Source organism: Ferrimonas lipolytica, assembly GCF_012295575.1.
GTDB classification, from domain to species: domain Bacteria; phylum Pseudomonadota; class Gammaproteobacteria; order Enterobacterales; family Shewanellaceae; genus Ferrimonas; species Ferrimonas lipolytica.
This window is the reverse complement of sequence record NZ_CP051180.1, coordinates 3,676,427-3,691,522: the sequence shown is the minus strand read 5'-3', so window position 1 is coordinate 3,691,522 and position 15,096 is coordinate 3,676,427. Positions and strand designations below refer to the sequence as shown.

16 protein-coding genes are annotated in these 15,096 nt (G+C 50.5%); 5 read left to right on the top strand and 11 right to left on the bottom strand.

Annotation, left to right across the window (positions count from 1 at the left end):
• Nucleotides 1-69 precede the first annotated feature (69 nt).
• Entirely contained in the window at nucleotides 70-555 is a 486-nt protein-coding gene (greB, locus tag HER31_RS16740; protein ID WP_168662339.1) for a transcription elongation factor GreB, read from the bottom strand.
• Nucleotides 556-644: 89 nt separating this feature from the next.
• On the opposite strand from greB, the gene HER31_RS16735 reads away from it, so the two are divergent.
• Nucleotides 645-2,951 (top strand): Tex family protein, encoded by a 2,307-nt coding sequence (locus HER31_RS16735; RefSeq protein WP_168662337.1) that lies wholly within the window; start codon nucleotides 645-647, stop codon nucleotides 2,949-2,951.
• On the opposite strand, the gene HER31_RS16730 is transcribed toward HER31_RS16735, so the two are convergent.
• Nucleotides 2,948-3,412: a hypothetical protein gene (locus HER31_RS16730; RefSeq protein WP_168662335.1), complete on the bottom strand. Its 465-nt coding sequence runs from the start codon at nucleotides 3,410-3,412 to the stop codon at nucleotides 2,948-2,950. The genes HER31_RS16735 and HER31_RS16730 overlap by 4 nt on opposite strands.
• A gap of 121 nt (nucleotides 3,413-3,533) precedes the next feature.
• Nucleotides 3,534-4,316, bottom strand: coding sequence for a pimeloyl-ACP methyl ester esterase BioH (bioH, locus tag HER31_RS16725; RefSeq protein WP_168662333.1), 783 nt, complete (start codon nucleotides 4,314-4,316; stop codon nucleotides 3,534-3,536).
• Here bioH and HER31_RS16720 point away from each other — a divergent pair.
• Complete coding sequence (locus HER31_RS16720; protein ID WP_168662331.1) at nucleotides 4,315-5,037, top strand: ComF family protein; 723 nt, start codon at nucleotides 4,315-4,317, stop codon at nucleotides 5,035-5,037. The genes bioH and HER31_RS16720 overlap by 2 nt on opposite strands.
• Before the next feature lie 446 nt (nucleotides 5,038-5,483).
• Nucleotides 5,484-6,062 carry a Fe-S biogenesis protein NfuA gene (gene nfuA / locus HER31_RS16715; RefSeq protein ID WP_168662329.1) on the top strand — a complete coding sequence of 193 codons (579 nt, stop codon included), beginning with the start codon at nucleotides 5,484-5,486 and terminating at the stop codon, nucleotides 6,060-6,062.
• Nucleotides 6,063-6,434: 372 nt separating this feature from the next.
• Here nfuA and HER31_RS16710 read toward each other — a convergent pair whose 3' ends face one another.
• Together HER31_RS16710 and dinF are read right to left on the bottom strand one after the other, a co-directional pair.
• Nucleotides 6,435-7,685: a sensor domain-containing diguanylate cyclase gene (locus HER31_RS16710; protein ID WP_168662327.1), complete on the bottom strand. Its 1,251-nt coding sequence runs from the start codon at nucleotides 7,683-7,685 to the stop codon at nucleotides 6,435-6,437.
• A gap of 46 nt (nucleotides 7,686-7,731) precedes the next feature.
• Nucleotides 7,732-9,057 (bottom strand): MATE family efflux transporter DinF, encoded by a 1,326-nt coding sequence (gene dinF / locus HER31_RS16705; protein ID WP_168662325.1) that lies wholly within the window; start codon nucleotides 9,055-9,057, stop codon nucleotides 7,732-7,734.
• Between the two features lie 19 nt (nucleotides 9,058-9,076).
• On the opposite strand from dinF, the gene HER31_RS16700 reads away from it, so the two are divergent.
• The gene (locus HER31_RS16700; RefSeq protein WP_168662323.1) at nucleotides 9,077-10,129 is read left to right on the top strand and encodes a polysaccharide deacetylase family protein; all 1,053 of its coding nucleotides are present in this window, start codon (nucleotides 9,077-9,079) and stop codon (nucleotides 10,127-10,129) included.
• Nucleotides 10,130-10,163: 34 nt separating this feature from the next.
• Here HER31_RS16700 and HER31_RS16695 read toward each other — a convergent pair whose 3' ends face one another.
• The 5 genes from HER31_RS16695 to HER31_RS16675 all read right to left on the bottom strand — a co-directional run bounded on the left by HER31_RS16695 (nucleotide 10,164) and on the right by HER31_RS16675 (nucleotide 13,980).
• Nucleotides 10,164-10,805 carry an SCO family protein gene (locus HER31_RS16695; protein WP_168662321.1) on the bottom strand — a complete coding sequence of 214 codons (642 nt, stop codon included), beginning with the start codon at nucleotides 10,803-10,805 and terminating at the stop codon, nucleotides 10,164-10,166.
• Entirely contained in the window at nucleotides 10,802-11,701 is a 900-nt protein-coding gene (cyoE, locus tag HER31_RS16690; RefSeq protein ID WP_168662319.1) for a heme o synthase, read from the bottom strand. Before cyoE ends, HER31_RS16695 begins: the two co-directional genes overlap by 4 nt.
• The gene (locus HER31_RS16685; protein WP_168662316.1) at nucleotides 11,694-12,656 is read right to left on the bottom strand and encodes a COX15/CtaA family protein; all 963 of its coding nucleotides are present in this window, start codon (nucleotides 12,654-12,656) and stop codon (nucleotides 11,694-11,696) included. Before HER31_RS16685 ends, cyoE begins: the two co-directional genes overlap by 8 nt.
• A 7-nt stretch (nucleotides 12,657-12,663) precedes the next feature.
• Nucleotides 12,664-13,173, bottom strand: a complete 510-nt coding sequence (locus HER31_RS16680) for a hypothetical protein (protein WP_168662314.1) — start codon at nucleotides 13,171-13,173, stop codon at nucleotides 12,664-12,666.
• 84 nt (nucleotides 13,174-13,257) lie between these two features.
• Nucleotides 13,258-13,980, bottom strand: coding sequence for an SURF1 family protein (locus HER31_RS16675; protein ID WP_168662312.1), 723 nt, complete (start codon nucleotides 13,978-13,980; stop codon nucleotides 13,258-13,260).
• A gap of 15 nt (nucleotides 13,981-13,995) precedes the next feature.
• On the opposite strand from HER31_RS16675, the gene HER31_RS16670 reads away from it, so the two are divergent.
• Nucleotides 13,996-14,202: a DUF2909 domain-containing protein gene (locus tag HER31_RS16670; RefSeq protein ID WP_168662310.1), complete on the top strand. Its 207-nt coding sequence runs from the start codon at nucleotides 13,996-13,998 to the stop codon at nucleotides 14,200-14,202.
• A 14-nt stretch (nucleotides 14,203-14,216) separates the two neighbouring features.
• Here the strand turns inward: HER31_RS16670 and HER31_RS16665 are convergent, their stop codons facing one another.
• Entirely contained in the window at nucleotides 14,217-15,092 is an 876-nt protein-coding gene (locus HER31_RS16665; protein WP_168662308.1) for a cytochrome c oxidase subunit 3, read from the bottom strand.
• Nucleotides 15,093-15,096: the final 4 nt, after the last annotated feature.

Genomic DNA, 15,096 nt, shown 5'->3' with positions numbered 1-15,096 from the left:
GTTGATATTAACCGTTATCTGCCATGCTGCGTATGCTTTGATGTTGCAAACTGTGTCAGCCTCCCGGATTCAATCAGAAAATGGTTGGTAGCTGATCTTATTGATGTACCAGATTTTCGCACCCGCGGGAGTAGGAACCAATACTTCATCGTCCACCTGCTTGCCTATCATGGCCCGCGCTAACGGCGAATCGATACTGATTTTGCCTTCGCTTATTTTAAACTCATCCGGCCCAACCAACTGATAGCGCTGAATTTCACCATCGTCAGACTCTAGCTCCAACCAAGCACCAAAAAACGCTTTACCCTCTTGGCGAAGATCGGGCTCAACCACCCGCAATACCTCCATCCGTTTCGATAAGAAACGCACTCGACGGTCGATTTCGCGCAAGCGTTTCTTACCGTAGATGTATTCTGCATTTTCGCTACGGTCGCCTAGGGCTGCGGCGTCAGACACCGCCTGAGTTACCATCGGCCGTTCCTCTTTCCATAGGAAACGTAACTCAGCTTCCAAAGCATTCCATCCCGCTTTGGTTATTAAATTGGCTTTTTTCAAAACAGAGGGTCACTCGCTATGGCTTACTGCAGAGCAATATAACAACTGTGTTATCGTGCCTGCTAGCCGTACATTTTATCCGACCTATTATGACTCAAATCGTAACCAGTATTGCCCAAGAGTTGGGCGTTAATCCAAAACAAGTCGACGCCGCGATCAATCTGCTTGATGGCGGCGCCACAGTGCCTTTTATTGCCCGCTATCGTAAAGAGGTTACCGGCAGTTTGGACGACACCCAGCTGCGTACCTTGGAGCAACGCTTGGGCTACTTGCGAGAATTGAATGATCGCCGCGCCACCATTTTGGCCAACATCGATGAACAGGGCCAACTGACCGATAAGCTCCGTCGCGCCATTGCCACCGCCAGCAGCAAAACCACGCTGGAAGATCTGTATCTGCCATTCAAATCGAAGCGTCGCACCAAGGGACAACTGGCTATAGAAGCGGGGCTAGAGCCGCTAGCGACTAAGCTACTGACTGAGCCACAACAATCACCCAAAGCATTAGCGCATCAGTATCGCAACCAGAACTACCCCACTATCGACACGGTATTGGAAGGAGCGCAAGCCATACTGTCGGATCGTTTCGGCAATGACCCCAGCGCCATTGCTACACTGCGCCAAGCGCTGCAGCAGGGGTGGTTGTGCAGTAAAGCTGGGCGTGGCAAAGCCCATGATGACAGTAAATTTCGCGATTACTATGATCACCAAGAGCGTTATGGGAAAACCCCATCTCATCGCGCTTTAGCGATGCTCCGCGGCCGCAATCTGGGTGAGCTATCGCTAAGCTTACGCATTGAAGCCGACGCCATACCTCGTGGCCAGTTAAGCCGTGCCGAGCAACTTTTAGCGGGCCACGTTGGTGTGCAGCAGCGGGGGCGTAGCGGTGATGCTTGGTTACTGCAAACAGTACAACATTGCTGGAAAACCAAACTCGGTCCCAGCCTCGAGAATGAGCTATTGAGCCAGCTGCAACAGCGAGCCGAAACGGACGCTATCGAGGTGTTTGCTGCCAACATGGTGGATCTACTGATGGCCGCCCCTGCAGGACTACGGCCAACACTTGCGCTGGATCCGGGCTTACGCACCGGCTGTAAGGTCGCCGTGATCGATGCCACCGGCAAGGTGCTCGCAACCGATACTATCTATCCCCATGCACCCCAGAAAAAATGGGACCAAGCCCTAATTAGCTTGGCAGCCTTAGCAAAGCGCCATCAGGTCGAATTGATTGCCATTGGCAACGGTACCGCCAGCCGCGAAACCGACAAGTTAGCCGCAGAACTCATCAAGGCCGTAACCCAACCACTAACCAAAGTGATGGTGTCGGAAGCCGGTGCCTCGGTGTACTCCGCCTCAGAACTGGCCGCCAAAGAGTTTCCACAGATGGACGTGAGCCTTCGTGGCGCAGTATCCATTGGCCGGCGCTTACAGGACCCTTTGGCCGAATTAGTGAAGATCGAGCCAAAGGCAATCGGCGTTGGTCAGTATCAGCACGACGTTAACCAAACTCAGCTAGCGAAGACACTCGACATTGTCGTGGAGGATTGTGTTAACCGTGTTGGGGTTGATCTCAACAGTGCCTCGGCGGCGTTACTTAGTCGCGTAGCCGGCCTCACTCCAACTCTTGCCAAGAACGTTATCGAATTTCGCGATGCTAATGGTCAGTTTCAATCTCGAGCGCAGCTCAAGAAGGTGCCACGTTTGGGGCCTAAGGCGTTTGAGCAGTGTGCCGGTTTCTTGCGGATCAGCCACGGTGACAACCCATTGGACGGCTCTGGAGTGCACCCCGAAGCCTACAGCGTAGTTGAGCAGATGGGTAAATCGGTCGGGCTCAAGACCGCAACACTAATCGGCAATACGTCGGTATTGCAGCAGCTACAGCCGCAGCAATTCATCAACGCTCAGTTTGGCCTGCCTACGGTTACCGATATTCTCACCGAGCTGGCAAAGCCGGGGCGAGATCCCCGCGGCGAGTTCACCACCGCCAGCTTTGCGGATGGAGTGGAGAAGATCAGTGATCTTGAAGCGGGCATGATCCTCGAGGGGGTTGTCACTAACGTTACTCACTTCGGCGCCTTTATTGATATCGGAGTAAAACAGGATGGCTTAGTGCATATCTCCGCACTGGCAAACAAGTTTGTCGACGACCCTCGCTCCATAGTCAAAGCCGGTGATGTGGTCCGCGTTAAGGTGATGGAGATAGATCAAGCTCGCAAACGTATCGGCTTGTCGATGAAGCTGCAAGATGAAGTAACAAGCGCAGCCAATAACCGCGCAGGCATGGCTAAAACTCAAACGTCGAACGCCAATCAAGCACAACCTAAACCAGCGCCATCCAAATCAGTGCCAACAAACGGTATTTTTGCGGATGCGTTTGCCAAGGCGAAACGACGTTAGGTTGAGGCCAGTAGCCGCGGTTGCTGTTGCGGCAGCCCGCTGCCATTGTAAAACTGACAGATGATCTTACCGAAGCGATTGTAATCGGCGTCAGCAATCACTTGGTGAGCATTGGTTTCAGCTAAACCACTGCTTGTACGTGCCTGACTAGGCCGGTCAATGGTTGGCCGAGCCTGAGCCAATAGTGCTTTAAGTGACTCTTTGCCGTAACTCTGTTGCGCTGATTCTGAGTCATCTTGTTGTTGCGAAGACTGCTGTTGCTGCTGCTCCTTATCCGAGCCTTTTTGCTGTATTAACTCTGCTTTGTCTCGCTCGGTATCCAACGAGCGTTCCGCTGCCGCCTTTGCCAACGCTTCCGGCGCAGGCAAAGGTTGGCGTAGCTGTTGCTCGCGTGCCGCCCCCTCCGTTGCAGGATTAGTGGTAGCAAGCGGCACCTGAGGAAAGTTAGATACCAAAAACATGAATAGGTCCGACTCGATGGGGCTGATAGCTATCGCCACACGTAAGCAATAGCGACGCAAACCTCAATTGTTTATGTCAATTTCTTGACCAATTATCCATCAAAAAGTAACCAAGGTAAAACTACCCCCGCAAAAATCGGACTATTTCTGAGCAAACTGAGTCTAAATGAGAGATAAACGGCGCGTGCCCGGCCTTATCGACAATTATTTGACGAGAAGCTGGTGCCAGCTCAGCCACTAAGCCAATGCTGGCTCGGGGTACTAAAGCATCATTATTGCCATAGATCCGTAACCACGGCAGCTGAGGCAACGACTGGCGCAAATCAACCTGCGCTAACATCGTTAACCCACCCGCAAGCGCGCTAGGTTGTGCCGCTGGCAGCTGCATCACCGCCTGCTTCAATTGACGTATATCCTCTCTGGCACTGCTTGAACCCATACCCTGCAATGAAAAAAAACCGCTAATGGTCTTCTCTACATTCAGCAACAGTTGCTCAGAAAAACGCTGTAACACCTGAGGCTCTATTCCTGGCCAGCTTGCTTGTGCCTGAAAGCACGGCGAACTGGCGATAGTACAAAGCGACAATGCTCGTTGTGGTTGTTGTGTCGCCATTTTCATTGCCACCAAGCCGCCTAAGGACCAACCAAGCAAATGACATTGTGGTGGTATTTGCTGCCATAAATGCACAGCTATGGCCTCGATATCACCACTGGGCTCGAGCGCACTGGTACCACCAAAACCTGGCAGCTGCGCGACACCAACACTAAATCCTGCAGCAACCAGCTGCGGCACCATATGACCGAAAACGGCCCCATTCATACCCCAGCCATGCAATAACACGATGGCTGGGCCATTGCCGCACCAGTGGATATTCTCGGTTGCACTCGGTAATGTCGAACTCATGGCAATATATTCATCTATTTGGCAAACATTGCTCGGCAGTTTACCTAACCGCTGTCTTCTCTGTCAGCAACACGTCACCCACGGGCGAGCGTTGTGCTCTGTGTGTTTGGCCGACGCCAAGCCCGAAGGGCTATGTTTACGCTGCACCAAACCGTTGCCGCCATATAGCCAGGTTACGCGTTGCGGCGCTTGTCTATCCAAACGTCATTGGCGCCCGCTGCATGTGGCTTTTCCCTACAACAACGATGTCGGTAAATTAGTGGCGCAAATGAAGATGAAGCAACAATGGAGTCTATTGGAGCCATTGTGTAACGCTCTGATTGAACGGTTGGACACAACCACCTTGCCCTCAGCACTGGTGCCAATACCAATGCATCGCCAACGCCTTCGTCAACAAGGCTGTAACCATGCGTTGTTGATTGCTGATGAACTGGGTCGGCAGTTAAACATACCGGTAAAACCTGAGCTAATTACTAAGTCCAAGCCAAGCTTAAGTCAGCATCAGTTAGGTGGCACTCAACGTCGTAGTAATCTTAAGCACAGCTTCAGCTGTCCTAAGCATCTGCCTCAAACTAATATCGCCTTGGTGGACGATATCATTACCACTGGCACTACCTTGGCTGTCGCTGCAACCGCGCTACAGCAACATAGTCATCAAGTTAGTCAATACTGGGCCTTAGCCAGTGCCATGCACCGTAAAGAAAGGCTGTGTCGTAGTTAGCTGTTGAAGTTTATCTTGAGCCTTCGGCTTCATCGACTTCGGTGCTTTAGGGGAGGATGTCGCGGTGGCGACAGCACCCAAAGGGGAGCTTCGCCCCTTTTGAAATCCCCCTTGCCTTAGGTCGCCGTCCAAAACGCTTCGCTGAACTGCTTCAATGCGGCAGAAGATCAATAGCGGTTGTGCTTTATACTTTATATCGCCACTCGCCTAGCCAGTGCTTTAACAGCCTTGGAAAGAACAACAGTTAGTTGGTACACAGCCTAAAGAAAGGCGTTAATCCCATATATAAAGAGTGGTCTTTATGGTGCGTATCCCATCTTGCCAATCGATTTGTTCGTTTAGCCACCAAAGCGTGATCCGTTTAACATTCAGCTACTATAAATCCTTGTCCATCTAGGGTTATCATGAAGTATCCGAGTTAATTACTCAGGTTTAAGAGAGCCGATATGATCAACATTACCGAAGCCGCTCAGGCACACTTCGTAAAATTGCTTGAGCAGCAGCCAGAAGGCACCCACATTCGTGTGTTTGTTATCAACCCGGGTACCCCCCAAGCAGAATGTGGTGTGTCTTACTGTCCACCAGATTCGGTTGAAGCAGATGACACTGAGTTAGAGTTCAGCGGCTTCAACGCCATGATCGATAGCAAAAGTGCGCCATTCTTAGATGACGCTAACATCGACTTCGTTACCGATCAGCTTGGTAGCCAACTCACGCTAAAGGCGCCTAATGCCAAAATGCGTAAGGTTGAAGACGATGCCCCGTTGAAAGAACGCGTTGAATACAAGATCCAATCTGAAGTAAACCCTCAGTTAGCGGGCCACGGTGGTTTTATTACCCTGATGGAACTAACTGAAGATGGCATTGCGGTAATTCAGTTTGGTGGCGGCTGTAACGGTTGTTCGATGGTCGATGTAACTCTCAAAGATGGCATCGAGAAGCAGTTGCTTGAAGCCTTTGCTGGCGAGTTAACCGCGGTTAAGGACATCACTGAGCACCAAGCGGGCGAGCACTCTTACTTCTAAGAGCTTGCTGCTAGCTTCAGATACGAAAATGCCGGTAAGTTTACTTACCGGCATTTTTTGTGAGCCCGCGATCGCCAAGGTTAGGTACGTGGCCTGAGCCGGATGATGATACGGCGAATAAAAACGACGCAGAACCGCTGCAACAGCGTATCAATTAGCCATTAATTAGGCTGTGTCGTAGTTAGCTGTTGAAGCTTATCTTAAGCCTTCGGCTTCACCGGTTTCGCTGCTTTTAGGCGACTATGTCGCGGTGGCGACGGCACATTCTTGTATGCATTAGGGGGGGAGCTCCGCCCCCTTTGCAATCCCCCTTGCCTTAGGTCACTGTCCAGAACGCTTCGCTGAACTGCTCCAATGCGGCAAAAGAGCAATTCAACCGTTAGTACAGACGCGGTTTTTACCATTGGCTTTGGCCAAATACAGACAGCTATCAGCCGCTTTGATTAAGTTTTCGGTTTTATCGAGCCCGTTACAGTCCTGTAGCACGCTAATCCCAATGCTAACCGTTGCGCTAAATTGACGTGGCTCATATTGGTGAACAATCTCAGCAAACTCAATGCGAATATTGTCAGCGATCAATCCCGCTTCAACTGCGTTCATATTAGAGATAAAGACAATAAACTCCTCTCCCCCCCAACGCCCAACGGCACCTTCAATAGGGTTAATGAACTTCTTGATGGTGTCCGCTAATGCTTGAATCACCTTGTCACCGCTGTGGTGGCCGTAATCATCATTAACCATCTTAAAGTCATCGATATCGAGTAACATGCACGTCATCTGCAGATCGTTACCACAGTGGTCGTTTAGCTGAGTATCAAGCCAATCATATATGGCTCTACGGTTGTATAGATCGGTCAATTCATCGTGGGAGGCACGGTACTTAACGATCTGTTCGAGCCGCACCTTTTCGGTAACGTCTTCAAGCACCACTTGCACTGCCGGTTGATTGTCCCACTCGATGACATTGTCGTAGATATTAAAAAAACGTTTTATGCCATCAAAGCAGTGATTTTCAACCACATTACTTTGACCCACGATCTTACCGCTAATAATGTCTTGGTACCGAGCAAGCGACGCTTCCCGAGCAGCTTCAGGAACGATCTCAATCAGTGAGTCCAGAGCTAACACTTGTTCCACTGAGTCCGCGTGCATAATCTCTACCCAGGCTTGGTTGACCATCAATGGCTTAAAGTTGCGATGCACCATAACGCCTTGACCAGACTGGGTAATCAACCGTTTATACATGAGATCTTTTTCGCGAATGCGCTGGTTTGACTTAACAATCGCCGACATGTCGATAACGGTGACTTGTAGCGCCGGTTTACCGTTCCATTCAATCAGGTGGTCGACGGAGAAAACGGTGAATTCACGACCATTTCGATCGACATTACTAAAGGTATGGCCCCGCGGCACCAAATTGCCGGCAACAATCTGATTGTAATTTTCGCGAGCGAGGCGGTGCATATCTTCCGCAATCAAATCCAAAAAGGAGTCGATATTATTCAACAAATCAGCGGGGGAGTCGTAGCCATAGATGTGGGCATAATTTTCGTCGACGTGCACTGCATTCATGTCTTGGACGATGATGACACCGTACGTCGAATCAACATTAATCTCAGTCATTAAACTACTTTAATTAGTAATTGAGAAAAAACAAAACCTTTAACGTCTAACTTAACCGAACTGACCAGAACGATTGTCGGTAAAAGTACACTATTAAGGTGATACTACGCAAAACCGCAAAACCGCAAAAGGCGAACCATAAGCCGTGATTGTGCCAGCTTTGAGTCAACCACCAGAATAGAAAAAAGCCCGAAGCTGACAGCAACATGCTGTTGCGCATCGCCCGTCCTTTGGCAGCCCCAATGTAGACACCATCGAATAAAAAGCAGGTAAAAGAGACCAGTGGATAGAGTACCAACCACGGTAAATACTGTTGTGCATTGGATTGTACTGATGGCAGATCGGTTAACAAGCCTATTAGGTTATCTCCGGCACATAGAAACACACCACTGAACGCCACAGCGGTTACCCCAGACCATACCCAACACAAGGACACCACACGCTGCGCCTCGGGTTTATCATCTGCGCCTATGGCTTGCCCTACTTGAGCCTCGGCAGAGTAAGCGAAACCATCGAGTGCATAGGCAATCAGTAGGGTGAAGTTCATCAACACCGAATTTGCAGCAACGATGCTGTCACCCATGCGCGCTCCTTGGGCCGTCACAAAGGCGATGCACAATTGCAGGCATAAGGAGCGTAGAAAAATATCTCGGTTCAGCGCAATCAACTTGCCGATACCGTTGAGATTGAGCAAGGCTAGGTGACGATAGTTGATTGGGATCTGTCGCCAGCTAAGGAACAAAGCCAGTGCAAGCGCGCAATAATCGGCGATCACCGTTGCTGCGGCAGCACCCGTTACACCCCATTCAAAGCCAATAACCAACCATAGGTCCAGCACAATATTGAAACTGTTGGCGCAGACAAGTAGCCACATCGCTGCCTTGGCTTGTTGTCGTCCGAGCAGAAACCCCAACAGGACTAAGTTCATCAATGCGGCCGGCGCACCCCAAATCCTGATCTGCGCATACTCAAGTGCATAGTGCTGTACTTCGACACTGCCACCAATCAACCACAGCGCCATCTCCAACAACGGCGTTTGCACCAATAACAGCAGCGTTGCCAGCGTCAATGCGCAACACAACCCTTGCCATAATACCGCCAGTTGTTGCGGCCAATCCTGTTTGCCATAACCCTGTGCGACCAAACCGGTGGTCGCCATTCTTAAAAAACCTAATAACCAGAATAAAAGGGTTATAATCATCGCGCCAACGGCAACACCCCCTAAATAATACACTTCACTTAAGTGACCAATGACGGCGGTATCGACCAGCCCCAACAACGGCGTCGTTACGTTTGAAAAGATCATTGGTAGTGCTAACGCTAATGTGCGCTTATGTGCAGGCCATTGACGTAGCACCGATAGGGAGGTCATAAACTATGGATATCCAGCAATGAAGAAAATATGTTTGGCTTTGCTTTGCGGTGCTTTACTGCAATTTAGCTCGTTAGCCCAAGCCGTAGTGATTCTACAGTATCATCACGTCAGTGAGACTACCCCAGAGACCACTTCTGTTACCCCGGCCCAATTTACCGAGCAGATGACCTACCTCGCCGATCATGGCTTTACCGTTGTACCGCTGCAGCTAGCGCTTAACGCCATTGCCGAAAAGCGGCCTTTGGCGGAAAAGTCGGTGGTTATCAGCTTCGATGATGGCTATCAAAACGTGGCCGACAATGCCCACCCATTGTTACGCCAGCTTGGTTTTCCCTATACCGTGTTTATTAACGTTAAGGCCGTTGAACAGCAGCGCCGCAACGTAATGAGCTGGCAAACGCTCCGCCAATTGGCAAACGAAGGAGCCACTATTGCCAACCATAGCTTCCAGCACGACCACTTAATTCGCCTCCAAGTTGATGAAGATCTGGCCAGCTGGCAGGTTCGAGTTCAGCAAGATATCGAAAACAGCCAAAACAAAATTGTCGAAGAGATCGGCCACAACGTGAAGGTGCTGGCTTACCCTTACGGTGAGTTTAACCCTCCATTGCGTGAGCTACTTACATCAATGGGGTACGCAGGTTTAGGCCAACACAGTGGCGCTGCTGGCCCCTATTCCGATATCACCGCATTGCCGCGTTATCCAGTTGCCGGACCATATGCCGACATCAACACGCTTAAGGTAAAGATGCATAGCCTCAATATGCCAGTTCTCGCATTAGATGGTGCTGGTTCGCAGTTACTCAATCGCGCCCAACCTAGTTTGACGGTCACACTGGACAGCAGCGACGTGCGAACTCAAGAATTGATGTGCTATATCCAAGGGCAAGGAGCCAAGGTTCCAACTTGGTTAGACGACAGTACCTTTACCATTCAAGCCGACATGCCTCTGCCGGTAGGCCGCTCTCGCTACAACTGCACAGCTCCAAGCAAGAGTAAGAATGGTTATTACTGGTTCTCCCAACCGTGGATTCAGGCCAACAGCGATGGCAGTTGGCCAGCGGAGTAATCAACAACAAGGAGGTGTCGCCTCCTTGTTCGCTTCAACCGCCTACATAGGCGGTTATGTTGGGCAGATCCTGCGCCAAATCCTGCATCGATACCGTTCGGACCTGTCCTAGCTCTCCCTGAGGACGAAAGATCGCTTCTAACTGCCCTTGAGGGTTAATCAAGACGATATCAGCACTGTGATCGACTAGGTAGTCACTGCCCGAGGGACTATCAACTAGCGCATAAACCAAGCCTAAGCTTTGGGTGAATGGGTAGAGCTCGGTGTGTGGCCCAGTTACTGCTTTGAAGTTGGGATTAAAAAACTGCACATAGCTATTTAGCTTACTGGGTTGATCCCGTTGCGGATCGACCGACAACAACACCACTTGTAGATCCAGTTGTGCTACTCGAGGGTAGAGTCGAGCCAGATCGGACATGGTGGTTGGGCACACATCGGGACAAGAGGTATACCCAACAAACATTAGGGTCCATTTCCCCGCTAATTGCTGTTGTCCAAAGGGTTGGCCATTATTATCGGTCAAGGTAACCGCTGCTAATGATCGAGGTTGCTGCAACCACAATGCTGAAACCTGCGGTCGTGGTTGTATTTGCTGCGATTGCTGCCACGACACCCACACCCCAACAATCAGTGCACCAATCGCCGCAAGTAGTACCAATAACGTCCTCAGGTTCATGACAACAACCCTAAATAGTGATCAACCAGCAACAGCAAAAACAGAGCCATTAACTGCCATATCGACAGCAGGAACAATTTCATCGGTGGGTATTGCTCTGGCTGAAATTTTAACTGCCAGGCACGATAGACGAACCACATACTTAACCCGGTAGAACCGATTAGGTATACCGCACCACTCATACCAACTATCACCGGCAATAAACACGATAATGCGAAGAGAAAACTATACAGCAGGATCTGAGTTTTGGTGTAATCGACACCATGAGTGACAGGCAACATCGGCAACCCCACTTTGGCGTAATCCTCTTTGCGGGCAATCGCCAGAGCCCAGAAATGAGGGGGGGTCCATGCAAAGATTATGATCACCAGTAGCATGCCATAACCATGGAAGTCTCCAGTGATAGCCGTCCAACCTAATAACGGCGGCATCGCCCCTGCCAAGCCGCCAATCACGATATTCTGAGGCGTGGCACGTTTGAGAAAGCCGGTATAAATCACTGCGTAACCCACCAGTGAAGCGAAGGTCAGCCACGCCGTTAACGGGTTAACCAGCCCATACAGCAATACGAAACCAAAACCCCCAAGTACAACCGCAAACGTCAATGCTTGTTTGGCACTGACCCGCCCTTTGGGTAGCGGTCGGTTATGGGTACGAGCCATAAGGTTATCAATACGACGATCGACTAGATGGTTAATTGCAGCAGCAGCACCAGCCATCATGCCAATGCCAACTAAACCCGCCAACAGTGGTTGTAATGGCAGCAGTCCTGGTGTCGACAAACACATGCCGACCAAAGCGGTCAGTAGCATTAATGCCACCACTTTGGGTTTGGTCATCTCCAAGTAATCGCGCCAAGGCAATGCAGTAGCAGTTATCGATAGTACTTTATCCATGTGCAGTCTCTCCTTGCCATGCTCGAACGTTGCAGGCGACAACCGCCAACAACAACAGTGCAGCTACGCCGTTATGTGCCACTGCTACCAGTAGCGGTAAGCCAGCAACCACATTGCTGATCCCTAATGCCAATTGCAGTGCCAGTATCAATCCGACAGCAGTGGCTTCTCGATGGGCATGGTGTTGTCGCAACCGCCACCAAAGAAACAATAAAACCAAGGTGGTTATCCCCGCCCAAAGACGATGGCTGATGTGGATAGTCATACGGGCGGGATGATCCAGAACCCCAAATTCATAACTTTTGGCCGGTGGTTGCAGTGGAGTAAAAGCTTCGCTCGGCTGCAGTTTACTAATCCAATCGCCCTCACAGATTGGCAATTGGGTACAGGCTAACGAAGCATAATTAGCCGAGGTCCAGCCACCTAATGCGATCTGCCCGACCAACACCAGCAGCGCGATAGCGGCGATGCCTTGCAATGGCAGTCTTGGTTTAGGAGAAGTAAGTTGATGCTGTCGCAACCACCATACCCACAGCAGCGCGACGATACTGAAACCACCAAGCAGATGGCCCATTACAATAATTGGCATAAGATTTAGCGTCACCGTCCACATCCCCAACGCCCCTTGGAACAGCACTAACCCCACCAGCGCATAAGGCAACTTACTACCGCCACCACTGCGCCAGTGCAGCGCCGCTATCGCCACAATAAACAGTCCTAAACTCGCGGCGATATAGCGGTGTATCATCTCTGCCCACGCTTTAGCGGCATCAACTGGTCGCTGTGGAAAACGAACTTCCGCAGTAGCTACCTGCTCTGCGGTTGGTACACTCAAAAAACCGTAGCAACCAGGCCAGTCAGGGCAGCCTAAGCCCGCATCAGTCAACCGCGTAAACGCCCCCAGCAAGATAACCACGAGCGCCAGGCACATGGAAAATAGGGTGAGTTTTTTCATATAAGTCTCACCCTATTCTCGATAATTTCAGTAGTTTGCGAAGATCTATCAACATCTCGCGGGTTTGATCTGCTTGGTAACCCAAAACCCACTGCCCCATCGGATCGACCACCACGACGGCGTATGAGGCTAATGATTGTTCGATAACATCATCAGTCGTGACCGTAGTGAAAGGTTTGGGCAACGACAATGGCGCAAGACTATAGGCAATGGGAATTACTCGGTCTTGATAACGCCCAAGCGCAATATGGGCCCGCCCCAACTCCTGCAGGTGTGCTTCACATGTGGCGTCGCACTGGGAGGGGACAAAGGTGATCATCTGCCACTTTTGCGCCTGCGGATTATCTTGCTGCAGTTGTTGATAGCTTATATCGGTCAGCAGTTGGCCATTATTGGTTGAACCGCCGGTGTACCAGCCCATGTTGAGAACCAATGCCGCTAATAAAACTGGCAATGAAAATAACGTTAACAGCAGCAATAAAGTGCGTTTTGATGTACCGGTTGTTGTCGCCGACATGCAGCTCTCCTTGGTAACTTCACCGGTACAGCAGGTGATATTTGTTGTTATAAACGTCTTGTCGTTTCTACAACAAGTTGAGACTTATTCCCCAATAAGCGAAGCGTTTGCCATCCCCTCTTTACCATTCGCGGTTTTGCGCCATAACAGCGCAACCGTAATCAACCACGCTAACGCTAGGCCAAACCACTGTGCCGCGTAAGCTTGATGCTTCTCAGGAGCCATATTGATTGGCTGCCACGGCCTGACAAAGCCTAACTGCTGTGGTTGCTCTAACCACAATAAACCGGCAACAACGGAGTGTTGGAAATGGGCTTCAAGTTGCTGCCAATTCAGCGCTTGCACGCGTGTAGCAACGCCTACTTCTGGCCACAATTGATCAGACATGCGATTTGGCTGAGGCTGTAACAACCGCCCAACCACGACACTCGCATTGGGCAGTGGCGGCAACGTCGGTAACTCATCTCGCTGTGTTGGCGCTACAACAAAACCTAAATCGACCAGCAACCACGGCTCTGTTGGGCTCATTTGCAATGGTACTAACCAGCGATAACCCACCCGCCCTTGAAACACTTGGTTATCGAGCAATAAACTACGTTCAGACAACCATTTCCCCGCAGTCTCCAACCGGTAACCACGCCAATCTTGCTGTGGTGGCAATGGCCATTGAATGGTCTCATTCGCCCGCTGTTGATATTGCAGCTGCAGTTGCTGCTTCTCGCTCGCTCGCTGTAACTGCCACCAGCCTAACTTGACCAACAGTGCCAGCACCGCCACAGTAACCATCACCCACAGCACGTTTTTCATCGGCACGGAGTCATCATGGTCACCATCATAAAAACAGCGTTAGTGCTCATTTTGTTGTACATCCTCGTCAACTTAGCGCTGGCCGGTGTGGCGATGGTGCGCGACAAACAGTCAATGACTCAATATCTTGGACGTCGGGTCGGGTTTTCCGCCTTGGTACTGGTCATCATTATCCTTTCCATGGCAATGGGCTGGTTACCGATGAACCCTCGCCCTTATTGATAATGCAACTGTGGCTATAACACATAAACAAAAACAAACAGACACAACCACACCACATCGACAAAATGCCAATACCAACTAGACGCTTGGAACGCGAAGTGATTCTGCGGAGTAAAGTGGCCCTTGAGCACTCGGAAGAACATCACAATCAACATAACGGTACCTAACGTAACGTGCAGCCCGTGGAACCCGGTGAGCAAAAAGAACGTATTGCCGTACACCCCGGAGTTCAGCATCAAGCCCATCTCACGATAAGCATGGATATACTCCTCCACTTGCAACGTTAAGAAGCCAATGCCGAGCAAGATAGTCAGGCCTAACCAAGCGGTAAGCTGTTTGCGTTTTTCCTGCTCGAGTCCAGTGTGAGCAATGTGTAGCGTTACCGACGAGATCACCAAAATAATGGTGTTGTATAACGGTAGCCCTTGCCAACCCATTGCTTCGGTGGTGGTGCCGTCAGGGGTCGTTAACAACGGCCATACGGCTTCAAAAGTTGGCCACAATACCTCATTGGTCATCAGGTTGTTGGAGGCGCCACCTAACCACGGAATGGCAATCATTCTGGTGTAGAACAGGGCACCAAAAAAGGCGGCAAAAAACATCACCTCAGAGAAGATAAACCACGCCATGCCCTGCTTAAAGGAACGGTCCATCTGGCCGGAATACATACCAGACATCGACTCATCGATAACATTACGGAACCAACCAACCAACATGTAGATAAGCACGGCAACTCCTGCAAGCAGCAGGTAACCACCGTAGCCACCGCCTTCCGGTAAGCTGATAACGTAGTTACCCGCACCAACGGCAATCATAAATAGCGCCACCGCGCCGACAATAGGCCATGGGCTTTGAGCAGGAACGTAATAGCGTTGATACTGTTGACTCATCGTT

Coding starts and splice junctions, on each gene's coding strand:
- HER31_RS16735 (WP_168662337.1), top strand. CDS start 645: ATGACTCAAATCGTAACCAGTATTGCCCAAGAGTTGGGCGTTAATCCA.
- HER31_RS16695 (WP_168662321.1), bottom strand. CDS start 10,805: ATGAACCTGAGGACGTTATTGGTACTACTTGCGGCGATTGGTGCACTG.
- cyoE (WP_168662319.1), bottom strand. CDS start 11,701: ATGGATAAAGTACTATCGATAACTGCTACTGCATTGCCTTGGCGCGAT.
- nfuA (WP_168662329.1), top strand. CDS start 5,484: ATGATCAACATTACCGAAGCCGCTCAGGCACACTTCGTAAAATTGCTT.
- HER31_RS16685 (WP_168662316.1), bottom strand. CDS start 12,656: ATGAAAAAACTCACCCTATTTTCCATGTGCCTGGCGCTCGTGGTTATC.
- HER31_RS16710 (WP_168662327.1), bottom strand. CDS start 7,685: ATGACTGAGATTAATGTTGATTCGACGTACGGTGTCATCATCGTCCAA.
- HER31_RS16680 (WP_168662314.1), bottom strand. CDS start 13,173: ATGTCGGCGACAACAACCGGTACATCAAAACGCACTTTATTGCTGCTG.
- dinF (WP_168662325.1), bottom strand. CDS start 9,057: ATGACCTCCCTATCGGTGCTACGTCAATGGCCTGCACATAAGCGCACA.
- HER31_RS16720 (WP_168662331.1), top strand. CDS start 4,315: ATGGCAATATATTCATCTATTTGGCAAACATTGCTCGGCAGTTTACCT.
- bioH (WP_168662333.1), bottom strand. CDS start 4,316: ATGAGTTCGACATTACCGAGTGCAACCGAGAATATCCACTGGTGCGGC.
- HER31_RS16700 (WP_168662323.1), top strand. CDS start 9,077: ATGAAGAAAATATGTTTGGCTTTGCTTTGCGGTGCTTTACTGCAATTT.
- HER31_RS16675 (WP_168662312.1), bottom strand. CDS start 13,980: ATGAAAAACGTGCTGTGGGTGATGGTTACTGTGGCGGTGCTGGCACTG.
- HER31_RS16670 (WP_168662310.1), top strand. CDS start 13,996: ATGGTCACCATCATAAAAACAGCGTTAGTGCTCATTTTGTTGTACATC.
- HER31_RS16730 (WP_168662335.1), bottom strand. CDS start 3,412: ATGTTTTTGGTATCTAACTTTCCTCAGGTGCCGCTTGCTACCACTAAT.
- HER31_RS16665 (WP_168662308.1), bottom strand. CDS start 15,092: ATGAGTCAACAGTATCAACGCTATTACGTTCCTGCTCAAAGCCCATGG.